The organism is Ensifer adhaerens (genome assembly GCF_002007205.1).
GTDB classification, from domain to species: Bacteria; Pseudomonadota; Alphaproteobacteria; order Rhizobiales; family Rhizobiaceae; genus Ensifer; species Ensifer adhaerens_D.
The window spans coordinates 219735-240271 of sequence record NZ_LAZS01000006.1; the positions used below are offsets into that span (position 1 = coordinate 219735).

The window sequence follows — 20537 nt, forward strand, 5'->3', positions numbered from 1 at the left end:
TCGCCTCGGTTGTTCAAGGATAGGACAGCCTGTAGACTGGCCTGCAACGACACCTCAGGGATCGGAACCATGGCGCTCAAGCGAATGGACAATGTCGGGATCGTTGTCGAAGACCTCGTAGGCACGATTGAGTTCTTTCGCGAACTCGGCCTCGAGCTCGAAGGGCGGGCGACGATCGAGGGGGAATGGGCCGGGCGTGTCACCGGGCTTAGCGATCAGCGTGTGGAGATTGCCATGATGCGCACACCGGATGGCCACAGCAGGCTCGAGCTTTCCCGCTTCCTCGCGCCGAAGGTGATCGCCGATCACCGCAATGCCCCGGTCAACGCGCTTGGCTACCTTCGCGTGATGTTTGCCGTAGATGACGTCGACGAGACGCTTGAGCGGCTGCGCAAACGCGGCGCGCAGCTTGTTGGCGAAGTGGTCGAATACAAGGACGCCTATCGGCTTTGCTACATCCGCGGGCCCGAACGTCTTCTCATCGGGCTCGCCCAAGAACTTTAGCCAATGCAAGACAGCTTCTCGCCCGGCCGGTGGCCCGCAGCAATGACATTCTCAGACGAACCCAAACGTAAAAGGGCCGGAAGCGAAGGCGTCCGGCCCTGCCCGGCCCTTAGCTATAGGGCGAATAGCATTGCTGGCGCGGGCCGCCATAGGGCTGATAGGTGTTGTCGTAGGCCCGGTACGAGCGATAGCGGTCGTAGCACCACTGCACATGGCGGCTGCCATAGACAGGGGCAGGACGCGTGTAGCGCGGCGGCTGGGCAATCGCCCCACCGATGATCACCCCGGTTCCGAAGGCTGCCATCGGATACCACCAGCCATTGTAGTAGCGATAGCCCGGGCGGCGATAGTTATAACCGCGGTAGCCGTTGTAATAGTAATAGCCGCCGCGTCGCTCCATGCCAGGCCGGCGATACTGGACGTTCTGCGCGTCGCTCTGCCGCTCGACGCGCGGCGGCGTCGGCGTGAAGGCCTGTGACGGGGCGGCCGACGTCACCAGCACCGCCGCGGCGACGGCCACGGAAAACCACCTGATCATCCCGGACTGCAGAAATTTCTTCATCAAATCCCTCCATCACCGAAAGCATGTTGCACGGCCCCGGTCTCGAGCAGCCGCGACATTTCAACCTCTGCATGATTTCACCCGAACCGAGGCCGATACGGGGATGTCCCTCAGCCGGGAGATCCGAAATCGCCCGATAACGCATAAGTCACCGGTTTTGTTCCATCTTCTGGCTCAGGTTGCCCCGGGGTTGCGCAGCCGACGATCGTTGCTACGGAATGCGTTGTGGCATCGCCGATCATTTTTCAGCGCGACGGTCGTCACAGCGGGAACAAGAAAGCGATTGCTTATATACAGCCGCAGGTCGGTATACATTCACGCGCCGCTCCCGCACAGTCCCGCACGGGGGCTGGGATTTACGATGCGTTAACGATACAGTCGGCAATCTCAGAGAATGGCAAAGCGGTGTATCTCCACGACAGGGATGATTCTGCGCCTCGCGACCTTCATCGGTCTGGCTTTCGCGGCGGCGATCGCACGCGCCGGTGAGCTGGAGCCCTGGAAGACCAAGGCGAACGCCATCATTGTCGATGCCTATGAGATGAACAGCATCGACTGGGAAACGATGCTTGCAGACAAGCGCGTTTCCGGCTTCATCGCCAAGGCCTCGGACGGCCTGCCCGAGAGCTTCTCCTGCACCGGCGACCACAACGGCGACACCTTCGCCCACTGCAAGACGATGTGGCGCAAATACGCCGTCAGCCGCGAGCTCTACCAGACACGCCGGATGCTCGCCCGCTCGCATGGGCTGCTCTGGGGCGCCTATCATCTTGCCCGTCCGGGCAATCCCGTCGACCAGGCAAACCATTTTCTCGACTATGCGGAGCCGCGCGACGACGAACTGATGGTGCTCGATATCGAGGGTATCGACCCGGAAAAATACATGTCGCTCGAGGATGCCGCCATCTTCGCTGGGCACATCAAGACCAGGACCGGGCGCTACCCGATCCTCTATACCAACCACATCACCGCCAAATACATCGCGACGCACCGCGCCAAGCACCGGCTGCTGTCGCGCCTGCCGCTCTGGTACGCCCGCTACAAGCCGGATATCCGCCAGGTCTTCCCCATGGGCAACTGGGACAGCTACGCGCTGTGGCAGTTCTCCTCCGGCATCAACTGCGGTAAGCGCCGCTGCCCATATCGCGTGCCGGGAACACTCGACGACATCGACGTGAATGTGGCCGCAAAGTCGCCGCTGGCGCTGAAGGCGACCTGGGCGCAGGGCGCATTGCTGCCAGAAAAGCCATTGCCGCTCACGCTCGTCGCTCAGGCCGAGCGGGGAACCGGCATGCACGCGGTCGCACGGGCGACGGCAATCTTCAGCGCGCCGCTGCTCGTCAGCCGGGCCGACGCCACGAGCGCCGCCGGCAGCGGCGTCGACATGCTGGTGACCGGCTCGATCGATTTCGCCCGTCAGGAGCGTGCCCTGCAGGTGGCGATTGCAGGCAAGGAGGCCGCGCAGGGCGCATGCCCGAAAGCGGCTGCCGGTACCGATGCGCCCGGAGGCGTTTCGGCCAATCCGATCGCCTGCAACGCGCCTTAAAGCGCACCGCGATTGGCGCGCTTCAAGTTATTGATTTGTCGCATGTCGTAAGCGCAAACCGCAGCGCACTTTCGCGCGACTTGCATTCGCTCCTCACGCTTCGATCTGGACGTCACCGAGCGGCCGCGAGCAGCAGGCGAGGATGTAGCCCTCGTCAATCTCGTCGTCGAGAATGCCGCCATTGTGGTTCATCTCCACCTCGCCTGCGACCTTCATCACCCGACAGGTGCCGCAGATGCCGCCCTCGCAGGCCGCGCCGATGCGCACCCCGTTTGCGCGCGCCGCCTGCAGGATCGTCTGGCCGGGCTTGGCCTCGATTTCCTTGCCGCTCATGGTGAAGGCGATCTTGGCGGCCTGGACCTCGCCGTCGTCGCCACCGCCGGCGCGCACGGCGATCTCTTCCGCGGCGGGTGCTGCCGCCGGCTGGAAGCTCTCTTCGTGGTAGCGGCTCATGTCGAAGCCGGCCGATATCAGCATCTCGCGCACGCCACGCATGAAGGGCTCCGGACCGCAGCAGAAGACGGTGCGCTCCAGGAAATCGGGCGCGAGCAGCGGCAGCTTGGCGCCGTCGATGCGGCCGCGAAGCCCGTGCCAGCCATGGCGCGCCTCGTGCCCCTCGACGATGAAGCCAAGGTTCAGTCCGGTCATTTGCGTCGCCAGAACCTCCAACTCCGAGCGGAAGAGCAGATCCTCCGGCCGACGCGCGCAGGAGATGAAGGTGACATCGGTTTCCGGCACGCAATCGGCCATCCAGCGCGTCATCGACATCATCGGCGTAATGCCGGAGCCGGCCGAGATGAACAGGTACTTGTCGCCGGGGTGGCGCACGAAGCTGAAATCGCCGAGTGGGCCGAAGGCGCGGAGCTTCATGCCCGGCTTCAGATGATCGAACATCCAGCGGGTGCCGATGCTGTCGGCCTGCGCCTTCACCGTCACGGCGATCGAAAGCGGCCGCGATGGCGTCGATGAAAGCGTATAGGTGCGCATGACCGGCTCGTCGGCGGTCGGCAGTTCGAGGGTCACGAATTGCCCGGGCAGATAGCGGAACCAGGCCGGCTTTTCGGCCCGGAAGGTGAAGGTCATGACATCGGCGGTTTCGACGACCGCGGACGTGCATTCGAGCATCTGCTGCCGGTCGATCCAGACATGCAGCGCATCGAAGTGATGGAAGGAGGATGCCATCTGCATGTCAGGCGACCCTTGAAAGCGGAGCCGCATCGCCCTGCAGGCGCTGCTCCATGAACTTGCAGTACCATTCGACGAACTGCATCACGCCACCCTCGTGCTCGGGCGAATAGGGTCCGGGCTGATAGGCAGGCGAGCGGATGCCGAAGGCATTCTCCTCGACGATCTGGCGATCCTGGTCGTTGGTCTCGGTCCAGACATGCGTCAGTTCTTCAAGATTGTAGTCGACCCCCTCGACCGCATCCTTGTTGACCAGCCACTTCGTCGTTACCTGCGTCAGCTCGGGGCCGAGCGGCAGCACACGGAAGGTGATTGCGTGGTCGGCGAGCACGTGGTTCCAGGTGGTGGGATAATGGAACATCAAGAGCGTGCCGATCTGCTTTTGATGCACGTCGGCCGACAGCGCCTGCCTGACGGCGCGCGCGCCCGACATGGTGTAGCTCTCGGCATTGTCGACGAGCGGCATGCGCGCGGCGCGGAACTGGCCGGTCGGTGACATCCGGAATTCGCTCGGCAGGCCCTCCGCCTCGCACTTCGCCCAATGCTCGGCGATGACGGGATCGTCCTTGGCGCCCTGTACGCCGGTCGCGGTCGGAGCTTCCGGATAGGTGCGGCAGAGTTCCGGATGATTGGCGGCGCAATGGTAGCACTCGCGGTTGTTTTCCCAGACGAGCTTCCAGTTGCCCTTTTCGACGATCGTGCTTTCGAAGGCGACCTTGGTTTCGCCGAGGCGATGCGGCGCCAGATAGGGCGTGACCAGCTCACGAAACGCCGCGAAGTCCGCGGGCTTGTCCGACAGATTGATGAAGATATAGCCGCCGACCGTCTCGCAATGGATCGGCTTCAGGCTATGGGCCGCCTTGTCGAAATCCTCGCCCATCTGGCGGGCAAAGAGCAGCGAGCCGTCGAGCTCGTAGGTCCACTGGTGATAGGGACAGACGAGTTTCGCCGACGAGCCCTTTGCTTGCGTGCAGACGCGGGAGCCGCGGTGGCGGCAGGAATTGTGCAAGGCGCGGATCGTGCCCTGGCGATCACGGGTAATGACGACGGGATAGTCGCCGACCTGGGCGGTGAAGTAATTGCCGGCCCGCGGGATCTCGCAGTCATGGCCGATGAACAGCCAGTCCTTGTACCAGATGTTTTCCAGATCCTGCCGATAGAAGTCGGGGTCGATGTAGAAGGCCCGATCGAGACTGTAACCGTCGCGGCGGCCCTTCAGCCTGCGAAGCATATCGTTTCTGGTGTCCATGTCCTGTCCTCATGCGCCATGTTTCGGAGAGGCAGGACAGGAACCCGCACGGGCGCACGCCCATACGTTGTCGGCTCCGATCCGGCTGCCCGCCGCAACCCGTTACGGTTATGTCCGTCAAGGCTGGTTTCCGGGCTCAGGAGCCGTCCTTTCGGACCAGCCCGGCGCCTTCCCGGACGAACCGTCCAGTGGCCTTGCCGAGGCTTTCGCTCCACCACCGTTGCGGGGGCAGCGCCGGGATTTGACCGGCTTCCCAATTCTCCGCCTCCTCTTCGAAGACGGCACCTTGAGTAAGGATATGTAAGCTTGGAACCCCGCTCGGGAGCTGCCGAATAGCGACATCCAATTCCAGAATGACGACACGGATAATTCGGATGATAACGATCCGTCTTTGCAATTTTATGCATTACAAACAAATGGATAGTTTAAATATTGGGCATTTGCCGTCTTTTGCGCCCCGTCTGTCGCCGGCGCGTGAAGACTTCGCCCGTTTGCGACATCCGCTTCGACCGCCGGCCTGGGGTCCCGCATCGGATCGAAATCTTTCGTTAACCATGAGGCGTTAGCCTTGCGCGGCGGACGACAGGTCCGGCAAGGCAGGCAGATGGCGCGCTGACGATCATGGCAAAGCTCAGATATTACGACGCGGCGGCCGAGAAGCCGCCGGCGATGCCGCCGAAGGCGGCAGTTCATACCGAATTCCTGCGCACCGGCCGGATCAATCGCCGGCAATGGGTGCCGAGCGAGCGCCGCTATCTCAGCTATGAAGAAGTGGCGGAACGGACGGCCAAGAAGCTTACCACCGCCGGCGATACCACGCACAAGAGGATCAACGGCTTTCACGCGTCGATCCAGTTTCCGAAGATGATCTTCCACCGCACACTCGTCGGCAGGCCGCATCTTGGCTACTGTCACGTGACGGCGGCGCGCACGCCGGTGGCACCATCCAGGGACATTACCTGGTCGTTCTACTTCGCCAATTTCTTTTGCGACCTCGGCGACGAGACGCATTTCTTCGAGCGCATCCAGACCGGCTACTCCCGCATGTATTTCGCCGTGGCCATCGAGCCGAACAGCGACGACGGACAAATGGTCATCAACCGCAATGTGAGCGACAACGGGCTGCTCTTTCGCACCGAAGATCCCAAGGTCGCGTTGAAGAACGTCCTGATGCTCGGCGCCAAGGACAACGCCTTGCGTCGCATCATCCGCAGCCTCTGAGCCGTATCCGGTTCCACAAAGAAAATCGTTCTGTTTTGCCGGCGCGTCCGTTAAGGAAGCGTCGGAAAGGAAACGGCATGGCTGAGATCATTGACACGGACAAGGAACCGGACCGCGCGATCGAACGCGCCTGCGCCGTTCTCGCCGAAGGCGAGCCGGTCGCCATTCCGACCGAAACCGTCTATGGCCTTGCTGCCGACGCCACCAATCCCGATGCGATCAGCCGCATCTACGAGATGAAGGGGCGGCCGCGCTTCAATCCGCTGATCTCGCATGTCTCGGACACGGCGATGGCCGAAGCGCATGTGACCTTCGACCCTCTGTCCCGACGCCTGGCCGAAGCTTTCTGGCCCGGACCGCTGACGCTGATCCTGCCGCAGCGGCGCGACAGCACCGTGCATGCGCTGGCGTCTGCCGGCCTCGACACGCTTGGCATCCGCATGCCCGACGGCTTCTCGCGCCGGGTGATCGCCCGCTTCGGCCGGCCGCTCGCCGCACCCAGCGCCAACACCTCGGGCAAGATCAGCCCCACCAGTGCGGCCCATGTGGAGGCCGATCTCGGGGACAAGCTGAAACTGATCCTCGATGCCGGCCCGGCGCAAATCGGCCTGGAGTCGACGATCATCAAGGTCGATGGCGACGAGATCCGTCTGCTTCGGCCGGGTGGCCTCGATGCCGCCGCGATCGAACGCCTGCTTGATCGTCCGGTGATCCGGCTGGAGAGCGCGGGGGCGACGATCGAGGCTCCGGGAATGCTCGCCTCGCACTATGCGCCCGGCGCCGCCGTCCGGCTCGATGCCGCCGAGGTGCACGCGGGCGAAGCCTTGATCCGTTTCGGCGGCGGCCGGATCCTCGGCGAGGAACAGGCGGCCATCGTTCTAGACCTTTCCCCGGCCGGAAATCTGCGCGAAGCAGCCGCCAATCTCTTCGACTACATGAAGCGGGCGGACGCCAGCGGCGCTCAGACGATCGCCTTCGGCCCGATCCCTTCGGAAGGATTGGGAGAAGCCATCATCGACCGGCTGCAGCGGGCAGCGGCACCGCGAGCATGAGATGGCGGTGCGGCATCTTCTCCGCACTCTCCCTTCACCGAACGGCAGCAATTGCGATTATGATCGCAGCCGACACGAACCGAGGATCGCGTCCTCCGATCGACCGATCCGATAGCGCGCGCGAGCGCATTGCGAAGTGGGGCCCATGACCATCCTTCCCTCTCCCGAACTCATCGCTTCCTTCATCGAGATCGTCGGCAGCGCCAATGTGCTGACGGCCGAAGCGGACAAGGCGCGCTACCTCGTCGAATCCCGCGGGCTTTACCGTGGCACGACGCCGATGGTGCTGCGCCCCGGCTCGGTCGACGAGGTCTCGCGCATCATGAAGCTCGCAAGCGCCACCCGCACGGCGATCGTGCCGCAGGGCGGCAACACCGGCCACGTCGCCGGGCAGATCCCGCGGGAGGGTAAGGCTGATATCGTGCTTTCACTGGAACGACTCACCCGCATTCGCGACGTCGATCCGGTCGGCAACGTGATCGTGGCCGACGCCGGCTGCATTCTCGCCGACATCCAGAAGGCGGCGGACGATCACAACAGGCTGTTCCCGCTGTCGCTCGGATCGGAAGGCTCGGCCCGCATCGGCGGAAATCTCTCCACCAATGCCGGGGGCACGGCCGTGCTTGCCTATGGCAACATGCGCCAGCTCTGCCTCGGGCTTGAAGTGGTGCTGCCGACCGGCGAGATCTGGGACGGCCTGCGCCGGCTGAAGAAGGACAATACCGGCTACGATCTGCGCGATCTCTTCATCGGCGCGGAAGGCACGCTCGGCGTCATCACCGGCGCCGTGCTCAAGCTGTTTCCGAAGCCGCTCGGGCATCAGGTCGCTTTCGCCGGCGTCGGCAGCGTCGAGCATGCGCTCGCCCTGTTCGAAAAGGCGTCCAGCCTCTGCGGCCCGGCACTGACCGGCTTCGAACTGATGCCGCGGCTCGGCGTCGAGTTCACCACCAGACACATTCCCGGTGTTCGCGACCCGATGGAAACGGTTCATCCCTGGTACGCGCTGATCGATATCTCGACCTCGGATTCGGCCGAAAGCGCCGAGCGCATGGTCAACGATCTCCTGGAACAGGGTTTTGCCGCCGGTCTCGTCGAAAATGCCGTGATCGCCGCCAACGAGACGCAGGCCAAGGGGCTGTGGCACATGCGCGAGAGCATGTCGCCAGCGCAAAAACCCGAGGGCGGCTCCATCAAGCACGATGTCTCCGTGCCCGTTTCCAGCATTCCGGCCTTCATGAAGGAGGCGGATGCCGCCGTCATGAAGGCGATCCCTGGCGCGCGCATCTGCTCGTTCGGCCACATGGGCGACGGCAACATTCACTACAACATCTCGCAGCCGGTTGGCGCCGACAAACAGGCGTTCCTTGACCGCTGGCGCGAAATCAACGCGATCGTCCACGGCATCGTCCTGCGCTACAACGGCTCGATCTCAGCCGAACACGGCATCGGCCAGCTGAAGCGCGACGAGCTCGCCGAGGTGCGGTCGCCCATCGAGATCGAGCTGATGCAACGGATCAAACACGCGTTCGATCCCGCAGGCATCATGAATCCGGACAAGGTTCTGCGCACGGAAGAGTGATGGCGGTCGGCCTTGTGCGATCAGCTACGGTCTCGCCGGGCGCGATCGAGTTCAACCATTGGGTAGCCTGGGTCAGCGGCCACCCGATCGCAACTGCGAGAGCGACATCAGCGTCTCGGCACTGACGCCGCCACCGCCGCCGCCGGTGAGGATAGCAAGACCGGCCGAGACATCCGTGTTGTTTTCGACGTCATAGAGCGCCGTGAAGCGCTGCAGGAGCTTTTCGAGCTGCCCGGGCTCCTGCAGCTCCTTGATGTTGACGGTGCGCTCGATATAGGCCGCCTGCGCTTCGATCTTGGCGTTCTGCAGGCCTTCCGGCATGCTGTAGGCCGTCTTGATGACCTCGGACAAGGCGCGGTCGGCCAGGATGTCGTAGGCCGTATTGATTTCCGGGGCCTTGCGCTTGAAGTAGAGCGCCAGGCGAACGCCGCCGTTATCGGCGCCTTCCTTCTCCTCGAGCGACTGGTTGAGGAACAGATCTACCGTGGTGATGAGACCGCGGCGGGTCTGGATCTGCCCTGCCTCGCCCCGGACGATCTTGCCCTCCTTGTCGAAATTGAAGGAAGCGACGATCTCGCGATACTTCAGCCCGTTCGGATCCTTGTTGATGAAGCTCTTCGGATCGTCGAGGTCCGACGTAAACATATCCCTGAGATAATCGGTCTTGACCGTCGCCGGATCGATGCCCGAGCCGACAAGAACAAGGTCGACCAGCCGCCGGTTTTTGAGGAAGTCATCCAGCGTTTCGATCTTTGCGATCTCGGCGGTGTAATATTTGGCTTCGTCCTGGGCCTTTTCCTTGGCGACCTTCTTCTCCTCGTCCGTGCCGAAGCGGGACTTGGCGATGATATAATCCCTCGCCGTGCTCATGATGTCGGCGTCGCTTTGTGCGAGCTTCGGCGCGCCGAGCGTTCCGTCCGGATTGAAGTTGAATGCCTTCACGAGCTTGACGTAGCGCTCGTCGCGCAGCGTGTTGGCGTAGCTCCTGGGATCGTTGAGATCGCTGGTCAGGATGCGCTTCAGTTCGCGCGCGCTCAGGTCCTCGCCTTCGAGCCCGAAGGCGCTCAGCGTGAATTCCAGTACGCCCTTGTCGGCGAGCAGCTTGTCGACCGACTCCATCGAATTGACCAGAAGCTTGAATCTCCTGACCACGGCTTCGTCTTCGGCATCGCCCTTGTCGTTGTAGCGCACCATGTAGCTGTCGGACGTCTTCTTCAACTGATCGGCGTCCTGGGCCGTCTTGCCCGGCTGCAGCGTGCCGTCAGGCTGGAAGTTGAAAGCCTTGTGCAGTTCCTTAAAGGCGGCATTGTACTCGCCGCCCTGTGTGTTGACGTAGCTGTTCGGGTCGTTGATGTCACTCGTGAGGATGTTTTCAATCGTCGACGGCATCGTCGTCGATGCCTTGAGACCGAAGGCCGTGACGATGTAATTGAACAGCCGGGTTTCGCTTGTCAGCTCGGCGATGGTGGTGATGCCGGCGATCTTCTGTTCGTAGTATTCCTTGTTGAGCAGCGCCCCGGCGCCCGTCAGGCGCGCGCCCCCCAATGGCGTCTCCCCGGGTTTCTTGAAGACGTAGATATTGTTGAGTTCCGTCTTCTTTGCGTCGCTGATCGCCTTCCCGCCAGCCGGCACGCTACCGTCGGGGTTGAAGTTGAAGAAATTCTTCATGGCGATATAGGTGTCGAGATTGCGGATGCGTCCGTTCAGCGTGTTCAATTCCTGTCCGAGCGACGTCATCAGCGCCGGCGCCTGGTCGCGTGGCGGCAGCTTGGCATCGAGATCGGCGACGATCGCGTTCTGTTCGTCGATCTTCGCCTGAATCGCCGGCTTGTCGGCAGCGGGCGCCGCCGCCAGTTCGGCGGTCAGCTTGTCGATCGCCCCGAGAGTCTTGATCCGCGTGTCGAGATCCGTATACAGCTTGAGCGCTTCATCCCGTCTCGTCGCTGCGGCGAGCCTGGCGTTGCCCAGGTCCGCAGAACTGGTGGTCAGCCCGTCGCGAACTTCCGTGTAGTTGAATGTCTTCGGGTCCAGGTCGAAAACCGTAAACGCAAACGAGCGCAGCCTTTCGTTGCCGAGGAATTGATCGACATCGGTGACGAGGTCCATGGCCGCGCCAAAATAGGCCATCTCGCCCCGCATGACCGTGTCGAGACTGGCGATGCGCTCGTTGTAGAGACCGATCAGTGCATCCTGCTGTGCGTTGGTTTGAGCCATCGGCTTCGACGAACTGAAGCTGAAGGCCTGCGCGAAGTTGCGATAGCGTTCATCGGTGAGACGGTTGGCAAAGCTGTTTTCGTCGGAAAGATCGCTTTCCAGGACCTTGCGCATGAAGGCCTTGGCATAGGTCATGTCCTCGAGGCCATGCGCCTTCATCGCGTAGGAGTAGAGACGATAGTCGCCCAGAAACTCCTCGACAGTTTTCACGTTGCCGATGTTCTCTTTATAATACTCGGCTTCACGGGCGATCTGCGGCTGCTGGGCGACGCGGTTTAGGCTGCTCCTCATGTCCCGCGTAATGCGACTGTAGTCGAGATAGGTCGATACCATGCCCTGGCGCCTCGTCGGTTACCCAAGGGGAAAGGCCGGACCCGATCCCCGAAACAGAATTCTGACGCGTCATGATTGCAGGAGTGGCTTGCGTGTGGCTTTTGCCAGCAACCCGAGCGTCAGCGCAGTTGCGCCTGATCGGAACGAACCCGCCGGCGGCGTTGACGAAACGGAAACCCTGACCGGTCGGCTTTTGCTAACCATCGAAAAACGCAAAGTTTTCTTAACCGCGAATTTTAAGTCGTTCGGAAAGGGCGCCGCCTATTCTCCCGCACATAGAGGACGAAAAGTCCCGACGAGAAGACCGGAAACCGGCTCTCAAGGAAAAACAAGGGCGATTGAAATGCGCAACACACTCTCTCAACCCGCATGGGTCGAAAACACGCTCCGTCTTGATCCGCAGCGCTTTCCACAGCAGGCAAGCTACGCGTTGCGTGGTCACACGGGTAATGTCACGATCAGCCTGGACGAGCGTGGCGCAGTTCTGCGCAAGGTGCTACCATCGAGCGGCCTGCCGCTTTCGATCGCACTGCCGGCGCGGGCATTCAAGGGGGTCGCGGCTCGCGCGATCGATCACGGCGACGGAGACGTTACAGTGACGCTGGAACTTCATCACGACGACCCGGACCTCTGCGTCCCGCTGCTCGTCGCACACGACCTGTCCGACATCGCGGCCGACTGGCGCGCCTGGGCAGAAGCTTACCGCATTCCGATGCTGATGGTCGAAGCGGATGGCGTGGCAAGGCCGCTCGAAGAACACCTCGGCGACGTGCGCACGGCGCCCGTCAAGCCGCGCCGCCGCCATTCCTTCTTCGCAGAGCGCCGGCCGCGCTTCCTCGTGCGCCGCTCCACCGGCACGCTTGGCGTTCACATGAAGATCGACGGCCGCGAAATCATCGCCCGCAGCTAATTCCCAAGCATACCTCCAGCACAACAGCCGGCCGTTCCCTGCGGCCGGCTGTTGGCGTTTGGCACGCCGGCGCCAGATCTGTCGCAGAAGCCATGCCTGGCGTATCGCGCATTACCTTCGCGCTCTCGTGCCATTGGGGCTGCAAGCTTCCCGGAGAATTATCGGGATGTTCCCACGGAAACAGCCGCATCGCCTTCTTCGTGCCATATCGGGTTCATAGCCAAGACCACGAAGAAGGAGAAACCCGATGCGCAAGCACATCGCCTCAGCCGTTGCCGCCGTCCTGTCCAGCTTCCGTGCACGTCACGAGGCGAAGAAGCGCAAGGCCGCTCGCGAGATCAGCTGGGCCTGAGCCTTCGCGGCCCGCCAAGGGCGACACCGACGGTATAGCATGAAGACGATCCTCCGCCGCGACGGAGGATTTTTCATATCAGGCGCAGCACAAGCGCCAGCACGAGCCCGCCAAAGATAATCAGACCGACGATGCCGTTGAACTTGAACAGCGCCAGGCACTGCGCGGGATCGTGGATGTTCAACACGAGGATCTGATAGGTCAGCATCGCGGCTGCAATCAGAAGGCCGAGATAGGCAACGGCCCCTGCCCCGGCTGCAAGAAACGACAAAAGGACGAGCAGCGTCGCAATGCCGTAGAGGCCTATCAGCCATGGCCGCGGATTTTCCCCGAACCGACGCGCCGTCGAGCGCACGCCGATCAACTCGTCATCCTCCTTGTCCTGGTAGGCATAGATCGTGTCGTAACCGATCGTCCAGGCGATGGCCGCGCCGTAGAGCGGAACGGCGGCAAGCGACAGCGTGCCGAATTCGGCGGCCCATCCCATCAACGCCCCCCAGGAAAAGGCGAGCCCCAGGAAGAACTGCGGCCAATCGGTGAACCGCTTGGCGAAGGGATAGATCGCGACGATTGCCAGCGACAGGATGCCGAGCACGATCGAGAAAGTGTTGAACTGCAGCAGCACGACGAGCCCGACGAGCGCCTGAAGCACCATGAACACCTTGGCCTGCAAGCGCGAGACGCGGCCCGACGGCAGCGGCCGCGAGCGCGTGCGGGCCACTTCCATATCGATGTCGTGATCGACGATGTCGTTGTAGGTGCAGCCAGCGCCGCGCATGGCGATGGCGCCGACAGTGAACAGGAAACAATGGAACAGCAAGCGGCCGAACGAGAAGGTACCGGCGCTTGCCGCCGCACCCGACGCCAGAGCCACGGACCAGAGGCAGGGCAACAGCAGCAGTTGCCATCCGATCGGGCGGTCCCAGCGGGCAAGCTGCGCATAGGGCCAAAGCGCCCGCGGCAGCACGCGATAGACCCAATTGTTGGACGGCGCGTCCTGAACGCGGCCGGAATCGGCAGAGATTGTGTTCATATCCCTGTTTGACCCCGCAGGCCCGGCCGGTCAAGCGGCGAGATCGCCGCAGACCGTGGGGGCCAAGCGCCAAATCAGGGGAGTGTGAAGTCGAAGCGGTAGGTGGCCGACAGCCCGACGAGAACCTGGTTGCGGCTGCCGCGCTCGCGAACGAGGCTGGAATCGGCCGCCGGGCCAAGCAGGCGCTTGTACTCGGCATAAGCGCTCGTCTCGAGCTTTTCCGTCGCCTGCCAGGTGATCGCGGCACCGACGCCGGCGGAGCCGATGCCGCCATGCGGCGAGTATTCGTTGAGGCCCGAGGCTGCAGCCTCGCGGCCATTCACGCCGTAATAGGCCGTGTAGTAGCCGCTGGTAGCCGCCGATAGGCGCGGGCCGCCGGAAATGCGCACATTGCTGCTGACGTCGGTGAAGGCGTCCGCCGCAACGTCGGCAACGACGCCGTGATGGCTGCGAATGCCCTGTCGAACCTCGGCGCGCACACGCAACCAGTCGGTCGGATAGACCTCGGCAAAGCCGCCGGCTTCGCCGCCGAACTTGACCGGATCAAGTCCCTTGAGATCGCTGGACGTGCCGGCATCGCGCTCGAAAATCAGCTTGCCGACGAGACCGGCGCGGAAGCTGCCCTGGTCGACCAGCGCATAGGACATGTTGTCGTTGCGCGAGGAGAAGCGGACCGTGCTGCCAGCTTTTCCGAGCGAGATCAGCGGCGCCGCCTGGAACATGCGCTTGGAAGCGCCTTCGTATTTCGGGCCGTAGAAGCCGGTGGCACCGACCTTCAGATACCAGTCACCGGACCAGAAATGTTGGCCGTCGCCGGCGGAGGCGGCATTTGCCGACAGCAAAAGGGTTCCAGAAAGGAGAACAAGAGAACGGATACGCAAGAAACAACTCCGGAAGAATCATTCGCCGGGGCGAAGTTTTGAACGTGCCGACAGGCCGAGGGAGGGCAATGGACTGGAACGGCACAGGGCGACTTATTGCGGCTTGTTCCTACGATTCCGTTAACCAGGTCAATTCAGCGTTCCTTTGCCATACCCGGTTGCCCGGCGCGGATCACTGGCCGAGATAGGTCTTCAGATAGACGCTCGGCGGGCTTCCGAGCATGCGGCGAAACATCGTCGTAAAGGCAGCAACGTTCTCATAGCCGGCATCGAGCGCAACGTTGATGATCGGCTCGCCGTCGGCCAGAAGCGGCAGCGAGGCGAAGATGCAGGCCTGCTGGCGCCAGGTGACGAAACTGACGCCCGTCTCGTTGCGAAACAGCCGCGTGAACGACCGCCGGCTAAGGCTGAGCCTGTCCGCCCATTGATCGATGCTCGCCGCCGCCGAGGGCCTCTGCAGGAACTGGCGGCAGAGCGCCGCCAGCCGCTCGTCGCGCGGAAACGGCAAGCCGAGCGGCCGCTCCTTCAGCCGCCCGATTTCTTCCAGCAGCAGATCGGTGACCAGTTGTTCGCGCCGCTCTGACATCGTCTCGTTTTCGACGCTGACGAGCGCATCGACGAGGCTGCCGGCAAGCGGGTTGATTTCCATCACCATCGGCCGTTCGGCGCGCAACAGATCCGGGGCGAAATAGATCGAGTGCATGCGCACGTCGCTGATCATCTCGGCAGAATGTTCCATGCCCGCCGGGATCAGCAGGGCGTGACCGGGCGGAACCATCCAGCGTCCGCGCTCGGTGCGCATCAGTACAACGCCGCCGCGCGCCCACCAGAGCTGGGTGCGGGTGTGTTTGTGGAACGGCACCAGAAGGCCGGCATTGTAGTCCCGGCCGAGTGCGAGCACCGGGGCGTTTCCCGTCTCGACCCAGTCGAGATTGCGGAAATGGTCCTCGTCGGGAAGCTGCGGCAGCGGAAATCGGCGGATCGGCATTTGGCCCACTCACGAAAGAATTCGACCAGATCACAAAAGCAGGCCAATCGCAACCTCAGTACAGATAGCCATGCCGCACACAACCTCCGAGACGGCAAGGAATCACCCATGTCTACCGTGACCTCAACTTCCGGGATCTCCCCGGAGAAGACGGCCTTCTCCGTCATCCTGGCCGTCAGCTTCTGCCATATGCTGAACGACATCATGCAGTCGCTGCTGACCGCGCTCTATCCGCTGCTGAAAGCGAACTATTCGCTCGACTTCGTGCAGATCGGCCTTTTGACCTTTACCTTCCAGCTGACGGCATCGATGCTGCAGCCGGCCGTCGGCATCGTTACCGACCGCTGGGCGCTGCCCTATTCGCTGCCGCTTGCCATGCTGTCGACCTGCAGCGGCCTGATCCTGCTCGCCAACGCCCATGATTTCTGGGTGCTGCTCGTGGCAGCAAGCCTGATCGGCGTCGGCTCGGCGATCTTCCATCCGGAATCCTCGCGCATCGCCCGGCTCGCCTCCGGCGGCCGCCACGGGCTCGCGCAGTCGCTGTTCCAGGTGGGCGGCAATGCCGGTAGCGCCATGGGCCCGCTGCTTGCCGCCTTCATCGTCATTCCCTTCGGCCAGGGCAGCCTCAGCTGGTTCTCGATCGTCGCGATCATCGGCTTCTTCGTGCTCTCCTGGGTCAGCACCTGGTATGTGCGCCATCGCCGCACGACCATGAGCCGCGCAGCGCCGAGCCGCGCCCTGCCGCTGCCGAAGGGCCGGGTGATGTGGGCCGTTGCCGTGCTCGTGCTTTTGACGGCCACCAAGAACGTCTACATGGCGAGCATCTCCAGCTACTTCACCTTCTTCGTCATCGAGAAGTTCGGTGTCGACGTGCAGCAGGCGCAGCTGATGCTGTTCCTGTTCCTTGGTGCTGCCGCTGCCGGCACTTTCCTCGGCGGTCCGATCGGCGACCGCTACGGTGCCCGCTTCGTCATCTGGTTCTCGATCCTCGGCGTCATCCCCTTCGCGCTGATCCTGCCCTATGCGAACCTCTTCTGGACCGGCGTACTCTCCGTCGTCATCGGCCTGATCTTCTCCTCGGCCTTCTCGGCGATCGTCGTCTTCGCCCAGGAACTGGTGCCGGGCCGCGTCGGACTGATTGCCGGCGTCTTCTTCGGTTTCGCCTTCGGGTTCGGTGGCATGGGAGCTGCCGTGCTCGGCATCTTTGCCGACCGGCAGGGCATCGAGTTCGTCTATACGATCTGCTCCTATCTGCCGCTGCTCGGCATCCTCACGATCCTGTTGCCGAAGATTCCGGCGCGATAGCCGATCCGGCAGAAAAACTCAGGAAATCGGACCGGGCGCCGCCCTGCGGCGCCCGGTTTTCGTCTGCGCGGCAATCGGCACGCGGCACCCCGGCCACTCGTCGCAGCCCTACGTAATCATTCATCAATTTTTGCGCGCTACGGTCGTCTGCAGGGCTTGGGCAGGGGTATACAATGCAGGGGCGAACGGCGATTCCGGCCTTACTGGCGACGTTGCTATTCGCAACGGCGGTAAAGGCCGAGACCCTGAACCTCCTCATCTGGGAATCCTATATCGACCAGAAGATCCTCGACCGCTGGACGTCGATCACCGGCGTCGCGGTGCATCAGGTCTATTACGACAGCGGCGATACCCGCGACGAGGTGCTGGCCGATCCGAACAGCCGGGTCGATCTGGTGGTGACCGGCGAAAACAGTGCTGCCCTCTTCGGCCGCAAGGGCGTGCTCGAAAAGCTCGACGAGAGCAACGTCGCCTCGCTCAGGGACTATGACGAAAGCTGGCGCAAGCGCTGCTCTGGCCGGGGTCTTCCCTATCTCTGGGGCACGATGGGCATTCTCTACCGCTCGGATGTCGTGCCCGCAGCGCCGACCTCCTGGCAGGATCTGATGCACCCCGCCCCTGCACTCGCCAAGCATGTGGCCATGTACGACGACCACAACGAGGCCTTCGTCGCCCCGTTGATGCTGCTCGGCCAATCGATCAATACCAACGACAGCAGCACGCTGAAGGCCGCCTTCACGCTGATGAAGGAACAGGCCCCTTCGGTGCTCACTTACGAATACATCATCAGCGCGATCCAGAACCCTGCAGTCAGCAAAGACATCTACATGGCGCTCGGCTACAGCGGCGACCAGCACGTCCTGAACGACAAGGTTGGAACGCCGGGCGTGTGGCGCTACGCCGTCCCAAAGGAAGGCACGCTTTCCTGGCTCGACTGCATGTCCGTCGTCGCCAATTCGCAAAACAAGGATCGGGCGCTGGCGCTGCTCGACTATCTCGGTTCGCCGGGAAGCGCTGCCGCCAACGCGCTCGCGCTCAACATGCCGACGGCAAGCCGGGCGGCCCACGCACTGCTGCCGGAAGAGGTCCGCTCCGATCCGGCAATCTACCCCTCGCCCGACATTCTGGCCAGGAGCCAGTATCAACAGGAACTGTCCACAGAGTCGGTGCAGCTGCGCCGGCGCATCATCAGCACATTGGCGAATTTCCAGTGAACCTCGGCAAACGCGCGCTCATCCTGATCTTTCCCGTGGTGCTTGCCGGCTATCTGCTGGCGGCCGTCTCGGTCCACGTCACGCAGAGCCGCTCGATCCGCGCGCTCGAACATGCCAAGCTGTCGCAGCGTCTCGAACATGCGGCCGCCGTCTTCCAGAACGAGATCGGCCGCAGCAAAGGCTTCCTCAATGCGCTCTTGAACGGCAATTCGCTGCGCCAGTACGTTTCAGAAACCGATGCAAGCTACCGCGCCAATGCGCTCGGCGTCCGGCTGCAGGAAAGCGTCAAGTCGCTGCTCGACGATCCGACGGGCTACGTCTCGCTCGCGCTTTTGAGTTCGGAACTCAAGTCCGAATACTATTTCGAAAACAGCTGGGATCCGTTCGCCGAGATCGACGAGGCGCAGCTCAACCTCGCCCGCCGGCTGATCCGGGAAGACAAGCTCGCCGACTGGACCTATCTTTACGAAGCCGGCCAGAGACCGCGCATCGTCTACTCCTTCTTCCTCGATCCCATCGCGTTTACCCGGCCGCTGCCGAGCAAGAAGTCGAACGCCCTGCTCGTCCAGGTCGCGATCCAGCCCGATCGTTTCCTCGACATGCAGCAGGCGCTGAAGAAGGAATACGGCTCCGACATCGTTCTCCAGCCCTGGCCGCAGGCGATTACCGACGACCTTTCGGCCAGCGTGCATCTCGGGCCGTCGCTCTATGCGACGCTGACGGTTTCGAGCGAGCATTTCGACGCGCTGATGGCGCGGCAGAAGTTCCTGCTGGCGCTCGGCGCCGTCGCCATGAGCCTGTTCTCGATCTGGCTGATCATCATGCTGATCCGCCGCTTCATCACCGATCCGATCGCCACCCTCGACGCCAACGTGATGGCGGTCATGGTGGGGGCGCGCGACGAAATCCGCGACATGGACGAAAAGGGCGAGATCGGGCGGCTCACCGAAAACATCCGCGAACTGCACCGCCAGTCGGTGCAATCGCTGAAGCTCGTGCAGCGCAGCTCCTGGACCGATACGCTGACCGGGATCAGCAACCGCGGCCATTTCAATGCACTCGCCGCCGGCGTCGTGCGCGAGGCGATCGCGGCCGGCGAGAAGTGCAGCCTGCTGTTCATCGACATCGACAACTTCAAGTTCGTCAACGACAAGCATGGTCACGAGATCGGCGACGAACTCCTGAAGACCTTGGCAACCCGCATCGCCGAGCGGGTCGACGCCATCACCGAGCGCCGTGGCCAGAAGCCTGCCATCCTTGCGCGCCTCTCGGGCGACGAGTTTGCCGTGCTGGTGCGCTCACGGCCGGGCGACGGGACGGTCCGGGAGATTTCGGCAGCCATTCTTGCCCTGTTCGAGGATGGCTTCGAGGTGTCGGACAAGCGCTATCCGGTGACCGCGAGCATCGGGGCCGCGATCTGCCCGGATGACGCCACCAATCTCGCCGAACTGATCTCGAATGCCGATGCCGCGATGTACCAGGCCAAGACCAGCGGCAAGAACCGCTCGGCCCGCTACTCGCGCGCGCTTCACGACAAGCGCACGCGGCTGCGCCAGATCCAGGACGAGCTGCGCTCGCTCGATCCGGACGAGCAGTTCCATCTCGTCTATATGCCGATGGTGGACACTGAGGGGCGGGTGACGGGTTGCGAGGCGCTGCTGCGCTGGTACTCGCCGGTGCTGGGCAACGTTACCCCGGACGAATTCGTGCCTATCGCCGAAAGCTCGGGGCTCTTTACCAAGATCGACTGGTGGGTGATCAACAAGGCGATGTCCGACTGCGGCCAGCTGAAGGCCCTGTTCGGCCCCGAAACCGTGCTCGCCATCAACATTTCCTCGGCCGAACTGCATTCCAAGGCGATCGCCGACCACTTCGCCGACTGCCTGGAGCGGCATGGGCTGGAGGCACGCTCGATCGAGATCGAACTTACCGAAACCTTCGCCGTCAAGTTCAGCGACCAGCTTCGCCGCAACATCGACGCGCTGCGCCAGAACGGCTTCCGGCTTTCGATCGACGATTTCGGCGCCGGCTACACGTCCGTGCAGCAGATCATCGAATACACCGCCGATACCATCAAGCTCGACCGGGCGCTGGTGTCGAACCTCACCGCATCGCACTCGCTGCCGGTCTTGAAGGCGCTGATCGCGCTCTGCCACGCCAAGGACGTCGCGGTCGTCGGCGAAGGTATCGACACGCCGGAGAAGCTCGCCATGCTGACGGCGGCCGGCTGCGACCTGTTCCAGGGCTACCTCATCAGCAAGCCGCTGCCGATCGAGGATCTGGCGATCTGGGCGCTGACACGCACCGCCCGCTACGCGCACGGCGAAGCGCTGGACGACCAACAGGGCCGCCAGGCCATCGCCTGAGAGGTGGCGATTGCGAGAATCGCCACCCGTACTCCCGTTTTCC

The 20537-nt window shown here is 62.8% G+C and carries 15 protein-coding genes, 1 pseudogene and 1 riboswitch; of the genes and pseudogenes, 9 read left to right on the forward strand and 7 right to left on the reverse strand.

From position 1 onward, the window contains the following. Positions 1 to 69: 69 nt before the first annotated feature. Positions 70 to 504 (forward strand): VOC family protein, encoded by a 435-nt coding sequence (locus tag XB14_RS13750; protein ID WP_077962175.1) that lies wholly within the window; start codon positions 70 to 72, stop codon positions 502 to 504. A 109-nt stretch (positions 505 to 613) separates the two neighbouring features. Here the strand turns inward: XB14_RS13750 and XB14_RS13755 are convergent, their stop codons facing one another. Next, positions 614 to 1066 (reverse strand): BA14K family protein, encoded by a 453-nt coding sequence (locus XB14_RS13755; RefSeq protein WP_419178589.1) that lies wholly within the window; start codon positions 1064 to 1066, stop codon positions 614 to 616. A gap of 394 nt (positions 1067 to 1460) precedes the next feature. Here XB14_RS13755 and XB14_RS13760 point away from each other — a divergent pair. Further along, positions 1461 to 2498 (forward strand): annotated as a pseudogene (locus XB14_RS13760) (glycoside hydrolase family 25 protein); the annotation flags it as partial. A 207-nt stretch (positions 2499 to 2705) separates the two neighbouring features. On the opposite strand, the gene XB14_RS13765 reads toward XB14_RS13760, so the two are convergent. Then, positions 2706 to 3800 (reverse strand): hybrid-cluster NAD(P)-dependent oxidoreductase, encoded by a 1095-nt coding sequence (locus XB14_RS13765; RefSeq protein WP_077962177.1) that lies wholly within the window; start codon positions 3798 to 3800, stop codon positions 2706 to 2708. A 1-nt stretch (position 3801) separates the two neighbouring features. After that, positions 3802 to 5046, reverse strand: coding sequence for an aromatic ring-hydroxylating oxygenase subunit alpha (locus XB14_RS13770; protein ID WP_077962178.1), 1245 nt, complete (start codon positions 5044 to 5046; stop codon positions 3802 to 3804). 103 nt (positions 5047 to 5149) lie between these two features. After that, positions 5150 to 5350: riboswitch (cobalamin riboswitch) on the reverse strand. A gap of 317 nt (positions 5351 to 5667) precedes the next feature. Between XB14_RS13770 and XB14_RS13775 the strand changes: the two genes are divergently transcribed. The 3 genes from XB14_RS13775 (at position 5668) to XB14_RS13785 (ending at position 8898) form a co-directional block, all read left to right on the forward strand. Continuing rightward, positions 5668 to 6267 carry a DUF6656 family protein gene (locus tag XB14_RS13775; protein ID WP_077962179.1) on the forward strand — a complete coding sequence of 200 codons (600 nt, stop codon included), beginning with the start codon at positions 5668 to 5670 and terminating at the stop codon, positions 6265 to 6267. Between the two features lie 77 nt (positions 6268 to 6344). Next, on the forward strand, positions 6345 to 7319 hold the full coding sequence (locus XB14_RS13780; protein WP_077962180.1) for an L-threonylcarbamoyladenylate synthase: 975 nt from the start codon (positions 6345 to 6347) through the stop codon (positions 7317 to 7319). Between the two features lie 145 nt (positions 7320 to 7464). After that, positions 7465 to 8898 (forward strand): FAD-binding oxidoreductase, encoded by a 1434-nt coding sequence (locus XB14_RS13785; RefSeq protein ID WP_077962181.1) that lies wholly within the window; start codon positions 7465 to 7467, stop codon positions 8896 to 8898. Between the two features lie 72 nt (positions 8899 to 8970). Here the strand turns inward: XB14_RS13785 and XB14_RS13790 are convergent, their stop codons facing one another. Next, a complete protein-coding gene (locus tag XB14_RS13790; protein ID WP_077962182.1) occupies positions 8971 to 11445 on the reverse strand; it encodes a DUF1217 domain-containing protein in 2475 nt (824 codons plus the stop codon). 343 nt (positions 11446 to 11788) lie between these two features. On the opposite strand from XB14_RS13790, the gene XB14_RS13795 reads away from it, so the two are divergent. Then, positions 11789 to 12355, forward strand: coding sequence for a DUF6101 family protein (locus tag XB14_RS13795; RefSeq protein ID WP_034801118.1), 567 nt, complete (start codon positions 11789 to 11791; stop codon positions 12353 to 12355). Positions 12356 to 12780: 425 nt separating this feature from the next. Here the strand turns inward: XB14_RS13795 and ubiA are convergent, their stop codons facing one another. From ubiA to XB14_RS13810, 3 genes are all read right to left on the reverse strand, one after another. Beyond that, positions 12781 to 13740: a 4-hydroxybenzoate octaprenyltransferase gene (gene ubiA / locus XB14_RS13800; RefSeq protein WP_077962183.1), complete on the reverse strand. Its 960-nt coding sequence runs from the start codon at positions 13738 to 13740 to the stop codon at positions 12781 to 12783. 74 nt (positions 13741 to 13814) lie between these two features. Next, positions 13815 to 14621: a MipA/OmpV family protein gene (locus XB14_RS13805; protein WP_077962184.1), complete on the reverse strand. Its 807-nt coding sequence runs from the start codon at positions 14619 to 14621 to the stop codon at positions 13815 to 13817. A gap of 172 nt (positions 14622 to 14793) precedes the next feature. Beyond that, on the reverse strand, positions 14794 to 15609 hold the full coding sequence (locus XB14_RS13810) for an AraC family transcriptional regulator (RefSeq protein ID WP_077962185.1): 816 nt from the start codon (positions 15607 to 15609) through the stop codon (positions 14794 to 14796). 108 nt (positions 15610 to 15717) lie between these two features. On the opposite strand from XB14_RS13810, the gene XB14_RS13815 reads away from it, so the two are divergent. The 3 genes from XB14_RS13815 (at position 15718) to XB14_RS13825 (ending at position 20494) form a co-directional block, all read left to right on the forward strand. Beyond that, the gene (locus XB14_RS13815) at positions 15718 to 16914 is read left to right on the forward strand and encodes an MFS transporter (protein ID WP_077962186.1); all 1197 of its coding nucleotides are present in this window, start codon (positions 15718 to 15720) and stop codon (positions 16912 to 16914) included. Between the two features lie 173 nt (positions 16915 to 17087). Then, on the forward strand, positions 17088 to 18128 hold the full coding sequence (locus XB14_RS13820; protein WP_077962187.1) for an ABC transporter substrate-binding protein: 1041 nt from the start codon (positions 17088 to 17090) through the stop codon (positions 18126 to 18128). After that, on the forward strand, positions 18125 to 20494 hold the full coding sequence (locus XB14_RS13825; RefSeq protein ID WP_077962188.1) for a putative bifunctional diguanylate cyclase/phosphodiesterase: 2370 nt from the start codon (positions 18125 to 18127) through the stop codon (positions 20492 to 20494). Before XB14_RS13820 ends, XB14_RS13825 begins: the two co-directional genes overlap by 4 nt. Positions 20495 to 20537: the final 43 nt, after the last annotated feature.